At 71.6% G+C, this 14,792-nt stretch carries 15 protein-coding genes; 8 read left to right on the top strand and 7 right to left on the bottom strand.

Annotation, left to right across the window (positions count from 1 at the left end):
* Positions 1-73: 73 nt before the first annotated feature.
* Positions 74-796: a class I SAM-dependent methyltransferase gene (locus ACZ68P_RS17760; protein ID WP_471007169.1), complete on the bottom strand. Its 723-nt coding sequence runs from the start codon at positions 794-796 to the stop codon at positions 74-76.
* 327 nt (positions 797-1,123) lie between these two features.
* Between ACZ68P_RS17760 and mshA the strand changes: the two genes are divergently transcribed.
* From mshA to ACZ68P_RS17745, 3 genes are all read left to right on the top strand, one after another.
* Positions 1,124-2,482: a D-inositol-3-phosphate glycosyltransferase gene (gene mshA, locus ACZ68P_RS17755; protein ID WP_471007024.1), complete on the top strand. Its 1,359-nt coding sequence runs from the start codon at positions 1,124-1,126 to the stop codon at positions 2,480-2,482.
* The gene (locus ACZ68P_RS17750) at positions 2,475-2,975 is read left to right on the top strand and encodes a type III secretion system chaperone family protein (protein WP_471007023.1); all 501 of its coding nucleotides are present in this window, start codon (positions 2,475-2,477) and stop codon (positions 2,973-2,975) included. The genes mshA and ACZ68P_RS17750 overlap by 8 nt, the downstream gene beginning before the upstream one ends.
* A 143-nt stretch (positions 2,976-3,118) precedes the next feature.
* Entirely contained in the window at positions 3,119-4,795 is a 1,677-nt protein-coding gene (locus tag ACZ68P_RS17745) for a glycosyl hydrolase family 28-related protein (RefSeq protein ID WP_471007021.1), read from the top strand.
* On the opposite strand, the gene ACZ68P_RS17740 is transcribed toward ACZ68P_RS17745, so the two are convergent.
* Positions 4,785-6,224 (bottom strand): MDR family MFS transporter, encoded by a 1,440-nt coding sequence (locus tag ACZ68P_RS17740; protein ID WP_471007019.1) that lies wholly within the window; start codon positions 6,222-6,224, stop codon positions 4,785-4,787. The two genes, ACZ68P_RS17745 and ACZ68P_RS17740, sit on opposite strands and share 11 nt — an antisense overlap.
* Positions 6,225-6,350: 126 nt before the next feature.
* On the opposite strand from ACZ68P_RS17740, the gene ACZ68P_RS17735 reads away from it, so the two are divergent.
* Positions 6,351-7,112, top strand: a complete 762-nt coding sequence (locus ACZ68P_RS17735; RefSeq protein ID WP_471007016.1) for a phosphoglyceromutase — start codon at positions 6,351-6,353, stop codon at positions 7,110-7,112.
* A gap of 289 nt (positions 7,113-7,401) precedes the next feature.
* Here the strand turns inward: ACZ68P_RS17735 and ACZ68P_RS17730 are convergent, their stop codons facing one another.
* The gene (locus ACZ68P_RS17730) at positions 7,402-7,623 is read right to left on the bottom strand and encodes a hypothetical protein (RefSeq protein ID WP_471007014.1); all 222 of its coding nucleotides are present in this window, start codon (positions 7,621-7,623) and stop codon (positions 7,402-7,404) included.
* Positions 7,624-8,388: 765 nt separating this feature from the next.
* Here ACZ68P_RS17730 and ACZ68P_RS17725 point away from each other — a divergent pair.
* Positions 8,389-8,646, top strand: coding sequence for a hypothetical protein (locus tag ACZ68P_RS17725; protein ID WP_471007013.1), 258 nt, complete (start codon positions 8,389-8,391; stop codon positions 8,644-8,646).
* 488 nt (positions 8,647-9,134) lie between these two features.
* Here ACZ68P_RS17725 and ACZ68P_RS17720 read toward each other — a convergent pair whose 3' ends face one another.
* Positions 9,135-9,383 carry a hypothetical protein gene (locus ACZ68P_RS17720; protein ID WP_471007010.1) on the bottom strand — a complete coding sequence of 83 codons (249 nt, stop codon included), beginning with the start codon at positions 9,381-9,383 and terminating at the stop codon, positions 9,135-9,137.
* 173 nt (positions 9,384-9,556) lie between these two features.
* Between ACZ68P_RS17720 and ACZ68P_RS17715 the strand changes: the two genes are divergently transcribed.
* Positions 9,557-10,042, top strand: a complete 486-nt coding sequence (locus tag ACZ68P_RS17715) for a GNAT family N-acetyltransferase (protein WP_471007008.1) — start codon at positions 9,557-9,559, stop codon at positions 10,040-10,042.
* 68 nt (positions 10,043-10,110) lie between these two features.
* Here the strand turns inward: ACZ68P_RS17715 and ACZ68P_RS17710 are convergent, their stop codons facing one another.
* Together ACZ68P_RS17710 and phoU are read right to left on the bottom strand one after the other, a co-directional pair.
* Positions 10,111-10,254, bottom strand: coding sequence for a hypothetical protein (locus tag ACZ68P_RS17710; protein WP_471007007.1), 144 nt, complete (start codon positions 10,252-10,254; stop codon positions 10,111-10,113).
* Positions 10,255-10,355: 101 nt separating this feature from the next.
* Positions 10,356-11,036: a phosphate signaling complex protein PhoU gene (gene phoU / locus ACZ68P_RS17705; RefSeq protein WP_365718786.1), complete on the bottom strand. Its 681-nt coding sequence runs from the start codon at positions 11,034-11,036 to the stop codon at positions 10,356-10,358.
* A 264-nt stretch (positions 11,037-11,300) separates the two neighbouring features.
* Here phoU and phoR point away from each other — a divergent pair, with 264 nt between their 5' ends.
* Positions 11,301-12,536 (top strand): two-component system sensor histidine kinase PhoR, encoded by a 1,236-nt coding sequence (phoR, locus tag ACZ68P_RS17700; protein ID WP_471007005.1) that lies wholly within the window; start codon positions 11,301-11,303, stop codon positions 12,534-12,536.
* Positions 12,537-12,541: 5 nt separating this feature from the next.
* The gene (phoP, locus tag ACZ68P_RS17695; RefSeq protein WP_466728736.1) at positions 12,542-13,213 is read left to right on the top strand and encodes a two-component system response regulator PhoP; all 672 of its coding nucleotides are present in this window, start codon (positions 12,542-12,544) and stop codon (positions 13,211-13,213) included.
* Positions 13,214-13,574: 361 nt separating this feature from the next.
* On the opposite strand, the gene ACZ68P_RS17690 is transcribed toward phoP, so the two are convergent.
* Positions 13,575-14,171 carry a DUF461 domain-containing protein gene (locus tag ACZ68P_RS17690; RefSeq protein WP_471007003.1) on the bottom strand — a complete coding sequence of 199 codons (597 nt, stop codon included), beginning with the start codon at positions 14,169-14,171 and terminating at the stop codon, positions 13,575-13,577.
* Between the last annotated feature and the right edge of the window lie 621 nt (positions 14,172-14,792).

Below are 14,792 nucleotides of genomic sequence, written 5' to 3'. Positions count from 1 at the left end.
CGGCAGCGTTCCCCTCCCCCCGCGCCGCGTCCTCCCGCCGGGCCTCCCTCCACGCCCCATCGCCGGGCGGCGCTCACACGACCGGCGCCAGGGCCTCCCAGCGCACCGTCACCTCTCCCTGCCGCCAGCGTCGGTGGCCGTCCGTCAGCGGCCAGTCCGCCGCCAGGTCCCGCACGGCCCGGATCCAGCGCTGCCGCGCGCCGAGCGAGGCGTACGGAGCCGCCGCCGCCCACGCCCGGTCGAAGTCGCGCAGGAAGGCGTGCACCGGCTCACCCGGCACGTTGCGGTGGATGAGGGCCTTCGGCAGCCGCTCCGCGAGGTCGGAGGGGCGCTCCAGGGAGGCGAGGCGGGTCGCGAAGGTCACCGTCCGCGGCCCGGACCGGTCGAGCGCCACCCACACGTGCCGCCGCCCGATCTCGTCGCAGGTCCCCTCCACCAGCAGCCCGTCAGGCCCGAGCCGCGCGCACAGGCGCGCCCACACAGCGGCGACCTCGCCCTCGTCGTACTGCCGCAGCACGTTCGCCGCCCGGATCAGCGCGACCTCGCCCGGCACCGGGACCTCGAAGCCGCCGTGCAGGAAGGTCAGGCCCTCGCGTTCGTACGGCCGGGCGGCGGCGACCCGGGACGGCTCGATCTCGATGCCGACGACCTCGGCGCGCGGATCGGCGGTCCGCAGCCGTCCCAGCAGCTCGACGGCCGTCCAGGGGGCCGCGCCGTACCCCAGGTCCACGGCGACGGGCGGCGCGGGCGACCGGCGCAGGGCCGGGCCGTGGACGGCGGCGATCCAGCGGTCCATGCGGCGGAGCCGGTTCGGGTGGGTGGTCCCGCGGGTCGCCGTGCCGACCGGTCGGGTCCCGGCGAGCGACGCGCGGGCGGGGCGACCCCGGCCGGAGCCGTCGGGGAGGGGGGTGCGCGGGGCCATGGGACGAGCCTAAGCGGTGCGCCACGCCGCCCCGCGCGGGCAATGAATTGGCAAAACGGAAATGGATGGCGTCATTCCGGTGTTGTGCCGCCAGGAGGGCGACGTGGGTCGTCCGGTTCGCCGTGCCCCGGCCTGCCGTACCCGCTCCGCAACGCCTCCCGCTGACCGTTATGCCTCGCTCCGAGCGGAAGGACCGTCGACGTGAGCCAGTACGTGTCCCGGCTCGCCGGCTCCCTGGCGACACCGTCCAGGCTCCGGCTCCCCGGCCGTCCCCGCACCCCCCGCCGGGTGGCCATGCTCAGCGTCCACACCTCGCCCCTCCACCAGCCGGGAACCGGCGACGCGGGAGGCATGAACGTCTACATCGTCGAGCTGGCCAAGCGCCTCGCCGCGATCAACATCGAGGTCGAGATCTTCACCCGCGCCACCACCGGAGGCCTCGCCCCGGTCGTCGAGCTCGCGCCCGGCGTCCTCGTGCGGCACGTGGACGCCGGACCGTACGAGGGCCTGGCCAAGGAGGAGCTGCCGGCCCAGCTCTGCGCCTTCACGCACGGGGTCATGCAGGCGTGGGCGGGCCACCGCCCGGGCCACTACGACCTGGTCCACTCCCACTACTGGCTCTCCGGCCACGTCGGATGGCTCGCCGCCGAACGCTGGGGCGTCCCGCTCGTGCACGCCATGCACACCATGGCCAAGGTCAAGAACGCGGCGCTCGCGGAGGGCGACACTCCCGAGCCCGCGGCCCGGGTGATCGGCGAGACCCAGATCGTCTCCGCCGCCGATCGGCTGATCGCCAACACCGCCGAGGAGGCCGACGAGCTGGTCCGCTTCTACGAGGCCGACCCCGGCAAGGTCGCCGTCGTGCACCCCGGCGTGAACCTCGACCACTTCCGCCCCGCGGACGGCCGCGCGGCCGCCCGGGCCCGCCTCGGCCTGCCCGCCGACGCCTTCATCCCGGTCTTCGCGGGCCGCATCCAGCCGCTGAAGGCCCCCGACATCCTGCTGCGGGCGGTGGCCCTGCTGCTCGACCGGGACCCCTCCCTGCGCTCCCGCATGGTCGTGCCGGTCGTCGGCGGGCCGAGCGGCAGCGGCCTGGCCAAGCCGGAGAACCTGCAGAAGCTGGCGGCCAGGCTCGGCATCGCGGACGTCGTGCGCTTCCACCCGCCGGTCGGACAGGAACGGCTCGCGGACTGGTTCCGCGCGGCCTCGGTGCTGGTCATGCCCTCGTACAGTGAGTCCTTCGGCCTGGTCGCGATCGAGGCCCAGGCGGCCGGGACGCCGGTCGTCGCGGCGGCCGTCGGCGGCCTTCCCGTCGCGGTGCGCGACGACGTCACCGGCTTCCTCGTGCAGGGCCACGACCCGGCCGACTACGCCCGCGCGCTCGGCCGGTTCCTGGAGGACCCGGCCCTGTCCGCCCGGATGGGCGCGGCGGCCGCCCGGCACGCCGGCTCCTTCGGCTGGGACACGGCGGCGTCCGGTACGGCGGACGTGTACACGGCGGCGATGCACGATCACCGGATGCGTGATCACCGCCGTCGCGTACGCTCGCACCATGGCTGACGTCGCACGCGCCCACCAGGTCATCGAGGACACCCTCAAGGACGCCGAACTGGACTGGGAGTCCCCCGAGCCCGGCTCGTACGTCGTCAAACTGCCGGGCACACGGAAGCTCTTCACGACGCTCTCCCTGCGCGTCGGCCGCCACTCCCTCTCCCTCAACGCCTTCGTCATCCGGCACCCCGACGAGAACGAGGCGGGGGTCCACCGGTGGCTCCTGGAGCGCAACCTCAAGCTGTACGGCGTGAGTTACGCGGTCGACGGCCTCGGCGACATCTACCTCGCCGGCAAGCTGCCGCTGGCCGCCGTCACCGCCGAGGAGCTGGACCGGCTGCTCGGCTCGGTCCTCGAAGCGGCCGACGGTTCCTTCAACACGCTTCTGGAGCTCGGCTTCGCGAGCGCGATCCGGCGTGAGTACGAGTGGCGGATCGCACGCGGCGAGTCGACCCGCAACCTGGACGCGTTCACGAATCTGACCCAGCGCCCGACGGACTGAGGCTCAGGCGCCCGGCTGCGTCCGGCCCGCGCCCCCTTTCCGTATTCCGCTTCCCATGCCTTCCGCACCCCGCCCTGACCGTGGCATGCTCACGCCCGGCACGGAGCTGAACACCATTCATGTACGTGAAAGGGGCTCGGGGTATGGCACTCAGCAGGCGGCAGTTCGTGAGCGGCGCGGTCGCGGTGGCGGGCGCCTCCGCGGGCACGGGGTTTGCCCCGGCGCCCCCTTCCTCCCCCGGGAACGTCCCCGGCCCGGCCTCCCGGCCCTCCCTCTGGGACGAGTACACGGCCGCCCCCTACACCCACCCCCAGATCCCCTACGTCGGCCGCGCCGGCGCCCGCCGCGGCGCCACCCGTCTCGCCCGGCCGAGGACCATCGCCGACGTCCGCGACTTCGGCGCCACCCCCGACGGCTCCACGGACTCCGCCCCCGCCGTCAACCGGGCCCTCGCCCACGCGGGGGAGCGCGGCGGCGGCACGGTGGTCGTCCCGCCGGGCACGTACCGGATCGACGGGCTGATCCACATCGGCCACAGCGGCGTGGTCCTGCGCGGTGCCGGCTCGGGGCGGACGACCCTGCTGGCCACCCGGCACCTCACGGAGCTGATCGGCCCGTACGGCTCCCGCTACGGCGGCGACAAGTCCTCCTGGTCCTGGGCCGGCGGGCTGATCTGGCTCAGTCCGCGCGCCCGCCACGCCTCCCTCCTCGCCGCGATCAGGGCGCGCGCCTGGCCCTTCGAGGGCTGGACGGGGAACGGCCGCGACGAGTGGACCACCCTCACGACCGTCCGCCCGGCCCGCCGCGGCGACTGGACGGTGACGGTCGACGACCCGTCAGCCCTGCACCGGGGGCGGATCGTTCTCCTCCGGCTGGCCGACGACGCCGGGCACACGCTGCTGGAGCACATGGCGGGCGGCGGACCGGGCCCGGAGGCGTACACCTGGGACGACAAGACGAAGCTGACGAGCTACGTCCCCTACGAGTGGCCGGTGCGGATCGCCTCCGTACGCGGCCGGACGGTCACCTTCGAGCGGCCGCTGCCCCTCGACGTACGACCGGAATGGGACGCCCGGCTGACCACCCTCGCCGAGCCGCTCACCGACTCGGGCGTGGCGGGACTGACCCTGGAGGCGGTCGAGACGCCCCAGGCCCCGCACCTGCTGGACAAGGGCTACAACGGCGTCACCTTCCAGTGCGCGTACGACTGCTGGGCGGACGACGTCGTCGTCCGCCACGTCGACAACGGCTTCGGGCTCGTCGCCGCCTCCGCCTGCACCCTGCGCCGTACGCGCGTGGAGGGGCGCGGCTCGCACCACCCGTACTTCTGCCGGGAGGGAGCGCACGACAACCTCGTGGAGGACTTCCGCGTGGCGGCCCGTACGGTTCCGGCGCCGCCCGGGACGCAGCTCCACGGCATCAACGTCGAGGGACTGTCGAGTCACAACGTCTGGTCGCGGGGCTGGATGGAGATGGGCACCTTCGACACGCACCGGGGCATGCCCTTCGCCAACGTGCGGACGCAGATCACCGTCGAGAACAACGGCCGGCACGGCGGCGACGCATCGGCCGGGCCGCTCTACGGAGCGCGGTTCGCGCACTGGAACGTGACGGTCACGAACGGCCGGGCGGGCCTGGTCAGGATCGACACGGTCGCGCCGTACAGCGTGACGGCCGGCATCAGCGAGGTGCGGGAGTTCGACCAGATCGACGTGCCGGACTTCGCGGGCGACCTCCACGCGCGCGTGGAGGCGTACGGGGAACCGGGGGCGGTGCACCCCCGGAACCTGTACGAGGCCCAGCGGAGGGTCAGGCGCTGACGGCGGGTCTCCGGCCGGGCCCCTGACCGGCCTCCGGGCCGTGCGGGCCCTCCAGGCCCGCCGTCGGGTCCTCCAGGCCGGGTTCCGGCTCAGGCTGCGGCCCGGGCCCCGGCTCAGGCTTCAGGTCCTCCAGGTCGGGCTTCAGGTCGGGCTTCTGGTCGGGGAGGTCGCCGGGGCGGGCGTCCTCGTGGACCGGGTCGATCGCGATCGGCTCGTCGTCGACGAGGGCCTTGCGCAGGCGGGTCGTGTAACCGAGGGCCGCGACCGCCCCGATGACCGCGCAGGCCACCCACAGGACGTCGGGCCCGGGCCCGTCCACGACCCAGCCGGCCAGGATCGGCGCGACGAAGCCGGCCACCGCCCAGGACATGCCCATCACGCCCTGGTAGCGACCGCGGGCGTGCTCGGGGGCGAGCCTGGCGGTGGCGGCGGCGTTGGTGGGCACGTGGATCATCTCGCCGATCGTCCAGACGACGACCGTGGCGGCGAAGGCGACGGGTGACCCGGCCAGGGCCGTCGCTCCCGTACCGAACGCGAACAGCAGCGAGGAGACGGTCAGGAGCATCGTCGGCGACCGCTTGTCGGTCACCTTGTTGACCAGCAGCTGGAAGCCGACGATGACGACGCCGTTGACGGCGATGACCGCGCCGTACGAGGCGGTGGAGAGGCCCTGCTCCGCCATGGAGAGCGGCAGGCCGATCCAGGGGGCGGTGAAGACGAGGCAGACGAGGAGGTTGAGGAGCACGAGGGTACGGAAGGGGGCGTCGCGCAGCACCGTGAGGATGCTCAGGCGCTGTTCCTCGATGATCTCGCCGGCGGTGTCCCGGCGGGCGTCGGGCCGTGTCTCGGGCAGCCGGAGGAAGACGATCAGCGCGCAGAGGACGGTGGCCACGGCGTCGACGACGAACAGGGTCCGGTAGCCGAGGAAGACCGCGGCGCCGCCTCCGAGGGCGGCGATGGCGAAGCCCAGGTTCAGGGCCCAGTAGTTGAGCGCGTAGGCCCGGCGCAGGTCGTTCTCGGGGACCATGTCGGCGATCGTGGCGTTGATGGAGGGCCGGACGCCCTGCATGGCGACGCCCATGAGCAGGACGACGGCGGCGATGGCCCAGGCGCTGGTGACGTACGCGAGGGCGGCGGCGCAGGCCGCGGCCGCCAGGTGCATCGAGACCATGGTGGGCCGCCGGCCCCACCGGTCGGTGAGCATGCCGCCGAGCGGCGAGCCGGCGACCCCGCCGAGACCGTGCAGGGCGACGACGAGCCCGGCGAACCAGGCCGAGTGCCCGAGCTCCTGCGTGAGGTAGAGGGAGAGGAAGGTGAGGACGAACGCGCCGGTGCGGTTGACCAGGGTGGAGAGCCAGAGCCACCAGAAACCGCGGGGGAGCCCGGAGACGGTCGCGCGCGCTGATCGTCTGAGCGAGTCGATGGACATGTGTGGCCGGCCCCCTGGCATGTGTAAGTCCCCCTTGGCGAGTCCGTAACTTACGCATCTCACGTGTCGGACGCCAGCGAATTGATGGGGGGCGTGCGGTGTCAGGCGTCGATTAGGCTCGGACGCATGGCCGACGCACCGTACAAGCTGATCCTCCTCCGCCACGGCGAGAGCGAGTGGAACGCGAAGAATCTGTTCACCGGCTGGGTGGACGTCAACCTCACCGAGAAGGGCGAGAAGGAGGCGGTCCGCGGCGGTGAGCTGCTCAAGGACGCCGGCCTGCTGCCCGACGTACTGCACACCTCGCTCCAGAAGCGCGCCATCCGCACGGCGCAGCTCGCGTTGGAGGCCGCCGACCGCCACTGGATCCCGGTCCACCGCTCCTGGCGTCTGAACGAGCGCCACTACGGTGCGCTCCAGGGCAAGGACAAGGCGCAGACGCTGGCCGAGTTCGGCGAGGAGCAGTTCATGCTCTGGCGCCGCTCGTACGACACCCCGCCGCCGGTCCTCGCCGACGACAACGAGTTCTCGCAGGCGCACGACGCCCGCTACTCCACGATCCCGCCGGAGCTGCGCCCGCGGACGGAGTGCCTGAAGGACGTCGTCGACCGCATGCTGCCGTACTGGTACGACGGCATCGTCCCTGACCTCCTGACCGGCCGCACGGTCCTGATCGCCGCCCACGGCAACAGCCTGCGCGCCCTGGTCAAGCACCTCGACGGCATCTCGGACGAGGACATCGCGGGCCTGAACATCCCCACGGGCATCCCGCTCGCCTACGAACTCGACGAGACCTTCAAGCCCGTCAAGCCGGGCGGCACCTACCTGGACCCGGACGCGGCCGCTGCGGCGATCGAGGCCGTGAAGAACCAGGGCAAGAAGAAGTAGTCATAGTGATCATGCCCCCTACCTGCGGGTTCTCCGCTGGTAGGGGGCTGATTCGTTTCGTGGGCCGCCTGTGGGCCGTCAACGCGGTGGGGCCGCTCGGCGACCGGGTCCGCGCCCACGTTGCTTCGGGGCGAAGAGGTCCCCGCGCCGCATCCGTGCCAGTAGGCCGGTGAAGCACGGACAAGGGCGGCCGGGGAGAAGGGTCAATGCCGACTCGGCTCGACGCCCGTTTGCACAGGTCATAGCGAGTATCGGGCATCGAAGATCGATGACTCCCGAGTTCAGCGCCTCAGGCGAAGGGCGTAATCCCCACGCTTTCCAGGTGCGCGAGGGTTTCCTCAAGGCAGGCTTCGGCGGATGCCCTGTCTGACCTGAAGAAGGACTCCCTGCCCAAGGGGCCGCCGGAGACGATCACCATCCATCGACGCCCCGGTGATCGCTCACCGTCAGCCTTGAAGACCACCGAGCACCCTCGCTCGGCCAGCCATGCCATCAGTTCCACGACGTCCACAGCAGCCCCCTCCGGGAAGATCATGCCAGCGACAGGCCCCCGGGATCGGCAGTCTCAGGACGCACGGAGGCAACCAGGCGAAGCGACTGCATGCTTACGCGGTACAGGGGCAGATTCCAGCCCTGCCAAGGGCACAGCCGGATAGGCTCCGAACGGGAGTCCGGAGCCTCTCTCGGATAGCTTCTGCCCACCCGGGTTTCGGGCTAGCTGAAACGGAGGCCGACTGTGTCGGTACGCGAGAACCTCGCCAGGCTCTTCAAGCGAACGGCCGAGGCCTCTGACGGTGAGTCGTTCGCCATGGAGCGGTCTTGTGAGTGCTCACCGGAGTGGCCCGGCTTGGAGTCGACAGCGAACGGACACATGCTTCCGGCTCAGCCCTCGAGCCACTACAGCATTATGACAAACCCCGACATCGGTCCGTTCGTCGCGCGGTGCACAGGCTGTCGGGCGCGTTACCCGCACCCTTGGGTGGTTCTGCAGGGCGCGCCGATGCCCTTCGACTGGGCTCGCGACTGAGTTCGCCGATCCCGAGGATCCCGCCCCGGCGGAGCCCGCAGCCGCTGCCGACGTCGAGCACGGCTTGGTAGCGCTCGGGCATAGCAGGCGCGCACGGCGAAGATCCGCTCCGGCGTCCGTGAGGTCACGCGCTTGGCGTCCACACGGAGCGGGCCGCGCACGGTCCGGGTGAGGCGGCCACCACCGGGCTCAGCCCTTGATGCCAGACTGACTTCGGGCCGCCGGAGCGCGGCTTTCTGGGGGTGTGCCGTGGGGACGGCGTTCGCGACCATGATGGTGGTCGGATTCGTGGCAGTGATCACGCTGTGGCTTGCGTGCGCCGTGCTGGGTCTTCACGGCCTGCTGCTCGGGCGCATGCCTGGGCGCCTGCTGCAACGGCACGTAGGGCGACCGAGGGTGTGGGGAACCGGCGCGCTGTTGTTGGCAGTCGGCGGGTTCTCCTCCCCGGCCATCGCTGTCATAGGCGTGGGCCTCATCGCGATCGGACATGTCATGAAGGCCGAGTGATCAGACACGGGGCAGGCGGGGGGCAGTCGGTGTTCGCGGACCGGGCGCCGAGGTGTTCCACATGAAGGGGTCCTTCCAGTCCGGGCGCCCCTTGGCCCAGCCGTGCAGGGCGGTGATGACCTTTTTCTGAGAGAGCGTCAGGGTCGGGTAGTGCTCTGCCGCCGTTCCGTCACGGAACTCCCACTGGTAGGTGTGGTATTCCCTCAGCCACGCCTGCGCGTATCAATCACCGGCAGCCTCGTCGTCGACCCGTTCCACGACCACGAAGAATTCGACAAGAAACCCCCGCCCCACGGGGTTCGGGGGCCCTCTGCGTTCGGGGGCCATCGGAGAGGTCACCACTCCGGCTCGCGCACGCGTCGAGGCGCCGGCTCGGTAACCGCCGGGTCGACTGCGTACCGGCCAGGAGGGGCGACACCTCGGAGCTCCCTTCCCGCCGGTCGCCCGATGGGCAGGGAGCTGATCGTGGGTGGGTGGAGGATGGCGCGCTACTTGTTGTGGCCGCCGGGGGCGTGGCCGGCCGGGTTGCGGTTCTCGGTCTCCTGGGTCAGCGAGTTGCCCTTGCAGCTCGGCTGTTGGCCGCCGGGCTCGTGGCCCGCGTTGTTGCTGCAGGAGACGTCGTGCGGCGTGATCGCCGCCGTGGCCGTACCGGCTGTGCCGAGGCCCAGAGCGCAGGCTGCCGCTGCGGCGGCTATCGCCGCGCCGATCCTCTTCCTTCGGATGGTTGTGGTCGTCATGACTCGACTCCAGACACGAGGTCTTGAGCGTCACGCTCGTCGCCTCACGCGACACCTGTCAAGAGATTCCGGGCAATTGCGACATAAGTTCTCAACTGCCCAGTAACGCATACCCGTGCCCACCTGCGGGATATCCCCGCGCGCCCCCGCTCCGCCCTCGATAACCTCCGCGCATGTCCGCAACGCTCCGCCTGGAGAAGATCACCCCCAAGAACGTCGACGCCGCCCTCGCGCTGCGCGTCCACCCGCACCAGGAGAAGAACGTCGCCCCGGTCGCGACCTCGCTCGCCGAGGCGTACGCCTTCGGGGAGCCCGCCTGGCCCCGGCTCCTCTTCGACGGTGTCGAGCTCGTCGGGTTCCTGATGGCCTTCATCGACATCCAGTGGGCCCCGGAGAGGGACCCCGACGACTACCGGAGCGGCCTCTGGCGGCTCAACATCGCCGCCGGCCACCAGGGCAAGGGGTACGGGCGCTTCGCCGTCGAGGCCGTACGCGAGGAGATACGGCGACGCGGCGGCACGCTGATGTACGTGTCATGGGAGCCGGGAGAGGGCGGCCCCGGGGACTTCTACCTCAAGCAGGGCTTCCGCACGACCGGCGAGACGACCGGCGGCCAGACCGTCGGTGTCCTCGACGTCCAGGGCCCGCCGACCGCGTGAGACACGTACGACGCGAGGAACCCCGCCCGCTCACCGGGCGGGGCCCCGTCGTCCCGCGGCTCTGCCGCTCAGCCCCCGCACTGGCACGGCGCCCCGGACTGGCAGCCGCAGCCGCAGCCCGAGCCGCACCCGCAGGCGCCGAGGACGGGCAGGAACACCGCGTCGCGCGGTGCCTCCTGCTGGGAATCGGTCGGAGTGGAATCGGCTGCCATGGGTCCCTCCTCGAAGGCGTACGTCGCCTCCGGCCATTGCACGCCCGGCAGGCCGGGCGCATCAACGGCGCACAGGAGTGCGACCTGCGACCCCGGACGGCTTACGCGCCCTCCACCGGCACGTCCGACTGCTGCAGCTCGTCCGCGTGCTCACCCGTCACCAGGTACACGACCCGCTTCGCCACCGACACCGCGTGATCCGCGAACCGCTCGTAGTAGCGGCCGAGCAGCGTCACGTCGACCGCCGTCTCGATGCCGTGCTTCCACCGGTCGTCCATCAGGTGCTTGAACAGCGTCCGGTGCAGCAGGTCCATCTCGTCGTCGTCCTGCTCCAGCTGCAGCGCCAGATCGACGTCCTTCGTGATGATGACCTCCGCCGCCTTCGCCATCAGGCGCTGCGCCAGCTGCCCCATCTGCAGGATCGTGGCGTGCAGGTCCCGCGGCACCGCCGTGTCCGGGAACCGCAGCCGTGCCAGCTTGGCCACGTGCTGCGCCAGGTCGCCCGACCGCTCCAGGTCCGCGCTCATCCGCAGCGAGGTGACCACGATCCGCAGGTCCGTCGCCACCGGCTGCTGCCGGGCGAGCAGTGCTATCGCCCGGGCCTCCAGATCGTGCTGCAGATCGTCGACCTTCTGGTCCGCCGCGATCACGCTCTCCGCCAGCTTCAGGTCCGCGTCGAGCATCGCCGTCGTGGCGCGTCCGACCGCCGACCCGACGAGCCGGGCCATCTCGACCAAGGCCTCGCCGATCGAGTCAAGTTCCTCGTGGTACGCGTCCCGCATCGAATGTCCCTCTCTCACAAGCGTCCGGGGTCCGGGTGGGGCTCGGACCCCCACGCTCCCACGTTCGGACCCGTACGCGTCCGGTTCCTCCACCTCACATGAACCGGCCCTTTCTCCCCGGTGAACTCTGGGCGACGCACGTCAGCGCTCCGCGCGGGTCAAATGAACCACCACCGTCCCCACGGTGAACTCTGGGCGACGACTGTTCGAGCAGCCACTCGCACGGCTGGGAGAGTGTCCGCCACCCCGCATAACCTGGATGGCATGGACGTGAACGCGGCAGTCGCCGCATTGGCAGCGATCGCCGGGGTGTGCACCGGCGTGATCGCCATGCTGGCGTTCCGCTGGAGCGAACGCGACCAGGCGCGACCCACCCGTACCTCCCTGCACACCGACGCCGTGCTCCCGCCCGGCGTCGACACCGTCCTCTCCGTGCTGCGCTCCTCCGCGGTCGTCCTCGACGAGAGCGACTCGGTGGTCAAGGCCAGCTCGGCGGCGTACGCCCTCGGCCTGGTCCGCGGCGGAAAGCTGGCCGTCGAGCCCATGCTCAACATGGCCCGCGACACCCGCCGCGACGGAGAGATACGCCAGGTGGAGCTCGACCTGCCCCGGCGCGGCACCGGACGCGGCGAAGCCCTCGCCGTCTCCGCCCGCGTCGCGCCGCTCGGCTCCCGCCTGGTGCTCCTCCTGGTCGAGGACCTCACCGAGGCCCGCCGTATCGAAGCGGTACGACGTGACTTCGTCGCCAACGTGAGCCATGAACTCAAGACTCCCGTAGGCGCGCTCTCCCTGCTCTCCGAAGCCGTCATGGACGCCTCGGACGACCCCGAGGCGGTCACCCGCTTCGCCGGCCGCATGCAGATCGAGGCGACCCGCCTCACCAACCTCGTCCAGGAGCTCATCGACCTGTCCCGGGTGCAGAACGACGACCCGCTGGAGGACTCCGAGCCGGTACGCGTGGACGAGCTGGTCGCCGAGGCCATCGACCGCTCCCGCCACACCGCCTCCACCAAGCAGATCACCATGGCGTCCGGAGGCTCCGCCGACCTCCACGTCTGGGGCAGCCGCGGCCAGCTCGCCGCCGCCCTCGGCAACCTCGTCGAGAACGCCGTCAACTACTCCCCGGCCCACACCCGCGTCGGCGTCGCGGCCCGCAAGATCACCGCACCCGGCGGCGACCTCATCGAGATAGCCGTCACCGACCAGGGCATCGGGATCCCCGACAAGGACAAGGAGCGCATCTTCGAGCGCTTCTACCGCGTCGATCCGGCCCGCTCCCGCGCCACCGGCGGTACGGGCCTGGGCCTCGCCATCGTCAAGCACGTGGCCGCCTCGCACGGCGGGGAGGTCTCCGTGTGGAGCACCGAAGGCCAGGGCTCCACCTTCACCCTGCGGCTGCCCGAGGCGGGCGCCGTACGGGAACGCCGCGCCGACGGCTCCGCCTCTCCCACCCCCGATCTCATGACCGAACCGCTCCCTGCCCCGGAGGTCCTTCCGTGACCCGAGTGCTCGTCGTCGAGGATGAGGAATCCTTCAGCGACGCCCTGTCGTACATGCTCCGCAAGGAAGGCTTCGAGGTCGCGGTCGCCGCGACCGGGCCCGACGGCCTCGACGAGTTCGAGCGCAACGGAGCGGACCTCGTCCTCCTCGACCTGATGCTGCCCGGGCTGCCCGGCACCGAGGTCTGCCGCCAGCTGCGCGGCCGCTCGAACGTCCCGGTCATCATGGTGACCGCCAAGGACAGCGAGATCGACAAGGTCGTCGGTCTGGAGATAGGAGCCGACGACTACGTCACCAAGCCCTTCTCCTCGCGCGAGCTGGTCGCCCGCATCCGCGCCGTCCTGCGCCGCCGCGGCGAGCCGGAGGAGGTCACCCCGGCGGCCCTGGAGGCCGGTCCGGTCCGCATGGACGTGGACCGCCACGTCGTCACGGTCGCGGGCGGCAAGGTCGACCTGCCGCTGAAGGAGTTCGACCTCCTGGAGATGCTCCTGAGGAACGCCGGCCGCGTCCTCACCCGCATGCAGCTGATCGACCGCGTCTGGGGCGCGGACTACGTCGGCGACACCAAGACGCTCGACGTCCACGTCAAGCGCCTGCGCGCCAAGATCGAGCCGGACCCGGGCGCGCCGCGCTACCTGGTGACGGTGCGCGGCCTGGGCTACAAGTTCGAGCCGTAGGCCGGCCCCGGCCCCGGGCCACGCCTACGGGCCCGACCGGTTGCCTGACACGGCCCCGGATCGGGCCCCGGCCCCGCGCCACGCCCACCGGCCCGGCCGGGTGCCTGACACGGCCCGGACCTCCTGACGGCCCGACGCGCCGACGGTCGCCGAGCTCCCGACGGCCCGACGCCCGACGGCCCCGGATCTCTCCACGGCCCGACGGCCTGCCGCGGCCGAGCGCCGGACCGCCTGTCCGGCATGGCCGGAGGCCCGACCCGCCCGCAGGGCCCACGACACGCCTGAAGGGGCGCACCCGGTACGGGTGCGCCCCTTCAGGCGTATGGCGTTCGGACCGCTTGCGTACGGCCCGTACGGTCCGTCAGTGGCCCGCCTCGTGGCTGGCCTCGCCCGACGGCGTGGCCTCGCCCGTGGGCGTCGGCGCGGCGCCCGGGGGCTTCGGGATCTCGACCGGGCCGAAGTCCTTGAAGTAGCTGGTCGCCGGGACGACGAAGGCCTGCAGGCCCACGTCGCCGGTCTTGCTCAGCTTGAAGACGACTTCCTGGGCGTTGCCGTTCTTGGCGGCCTCGGCGCCGGTCTCGATCGTCGCGGAGGCGTTGCCCTTGCCGCCGATGATGACCGACCCCATCGCGGGGACGGTGATCGGGCCCGTGCCCTCGGCGGCCTTCAGCTTCACCGTCGCGGACGTGCCGGGAAGGGTGATCGAGTCGAGCGTCTGCGGCGCGCTGCCGTTGTTGAAGACCGTGGCCGAGACGACGGCCGGGCCCTTCACGGCGGCGTCCGGCTGGGTGATCACGAGCGCGTTCTGGATCTTGACGTCGTCCACGGAGGCGGCGGCGTTGTCCGGCCGGACGCCGAGCGTCTGGGCGTCGTTACCCGCGCCGCATGCGGACAGTGAGGCGATCGAGAACACGATGGCGGTGGCGGCGAGGGCGCCGCGTCGAAGGCTGCGGCTCACGGCGGCGGCAACTCCTAGGACGTACGGACGGGCGAGGGACAGGCCGGCGGGGGTCGAGCGTGGAGCAGCCGGCCGAGGACGAGCCGAAGGTGCGTCGGCGCGCTTAGGTTACCGAGCCGCACTCTCCGTCCCGCACCCGACCCGCCCCTTCGGCCCCCCGGTGCGTTCCGCTTCGCCCGGAGACGGCGGGCGGCGACACTCCCGACTCCCGCCCGGGATGTTTCGCGCCACGGCCGGATCACGACCCATTGACCCGCCGTTCACATAACCGCCTTGATCAATTCGGTGACCGTCCGCGCATTTCCCGGGCCTCCCCGTGAAAAAGCCCGGAGCGGCATCCCCGTGATCAATTCGGGATTCGCCCGGGCATGCATCCGTACGAGTGACCGATCCTCGAACGGAGTACGCACAGAGATCCGCGCCGAACCCGACAAACCGGGACAACACACCTTCTTCACGCGACCTCGAACGGGTGTAACGTGCGCGTTTCTCTGCGTCCGCGCAGCGGCTCCGACCTGCGAATACCCCCTCCCGGCAGCCCGTCGCAGCACGTTCGTGTCGCTGTTGTCAAGCCCCGAGATATGCCCTGACCTGCGAAAACGCCATTCAGAAGAAGCCGTA

Source organism: Streptomyces sp. NPDC036822 (genome assembly GCF_055609145.1).
The sequence above is the reverse complement of the archived record's forward strand: the minus strand, read 5'-3'. Positions and strand labels throughout refer to the sequence as shown.

Excerpts from the sequence above, each read along its gene's own strand:
- ACZ68P_RS17745 (WP_471007021.1), top strand. The coding sequence starts at position 3,119 with ATGGCACTCAGCAGGCGGCAGTTCGTGAGCGGCGCGGTCGCGGTGGCG.
- ACZ68P_RS17720 (WP_471007010.1), bottom strand. The coding sequence starts at position 9,383 with ATGACGACCACAACCATCCGAAGGAAGAGGATCGGCGCGGCGATAGCC.
- ACZ68P_RS17750 (WP_471007023.1), top strand. The coding sequence starts at position 2,475 with ATGGCTGACGTCGCACGCGCCCACCAGGTCATCGAGGACACCCTCAAG.
- phoU (WP_365718786.1), bottom strand. The coding sequence starts at position 11,036 with ATGCGGGACGCGTACCACGAGGAACTTGACTCGATCGGCGAGGCCTTG.
- ACZ68P_RS17710 (WP_471007007.1), bottom strand. The coding sequence starts at position 10,254 with ATGGCAGCCGATTCCACTCCGACCGATTCCCAGCAGGAGGCACCGCGC.
- ACZ68P_RS17715 (WP_471007008.1), top strand. The coding sequence starts at position 9,557 with ATGTCCGCAACGCTCCGCCTGGAGAAGATCACCCCCAAGAACGTCGAC.
- ACZ68P_RS17760 (WP_471007169.1), bottom strand. The coding sequence starts at position 796 with ATGGACCGCTGGATCGCCGCCGTCCACGGCCCGGCCCTGCGCCGGTCG.
- ACZ68P_RS17735 (WP_471007016.1), top strand. The coding sequence starts at position 6,351 with ATGGCCGACGCACCGTACAAGCTGATCCTCCTCCGCCACGGCGAGAGC.
- ACZ68P_RS17740 (WP_471007019.1), bottom strand. The coding sequence starts at position 6,224 with ATGTCCATCGACTCGCTCAGACGATCAGCGCGCGCGACCGTCTCCGGG.
- phoR (WP_471007005.1), top strand. The coding sequence starts at position 11,301 with ATGGACGTGAACGCGGCAGTCGCCGCATTGGCAGCGATCGCCGGGGTG.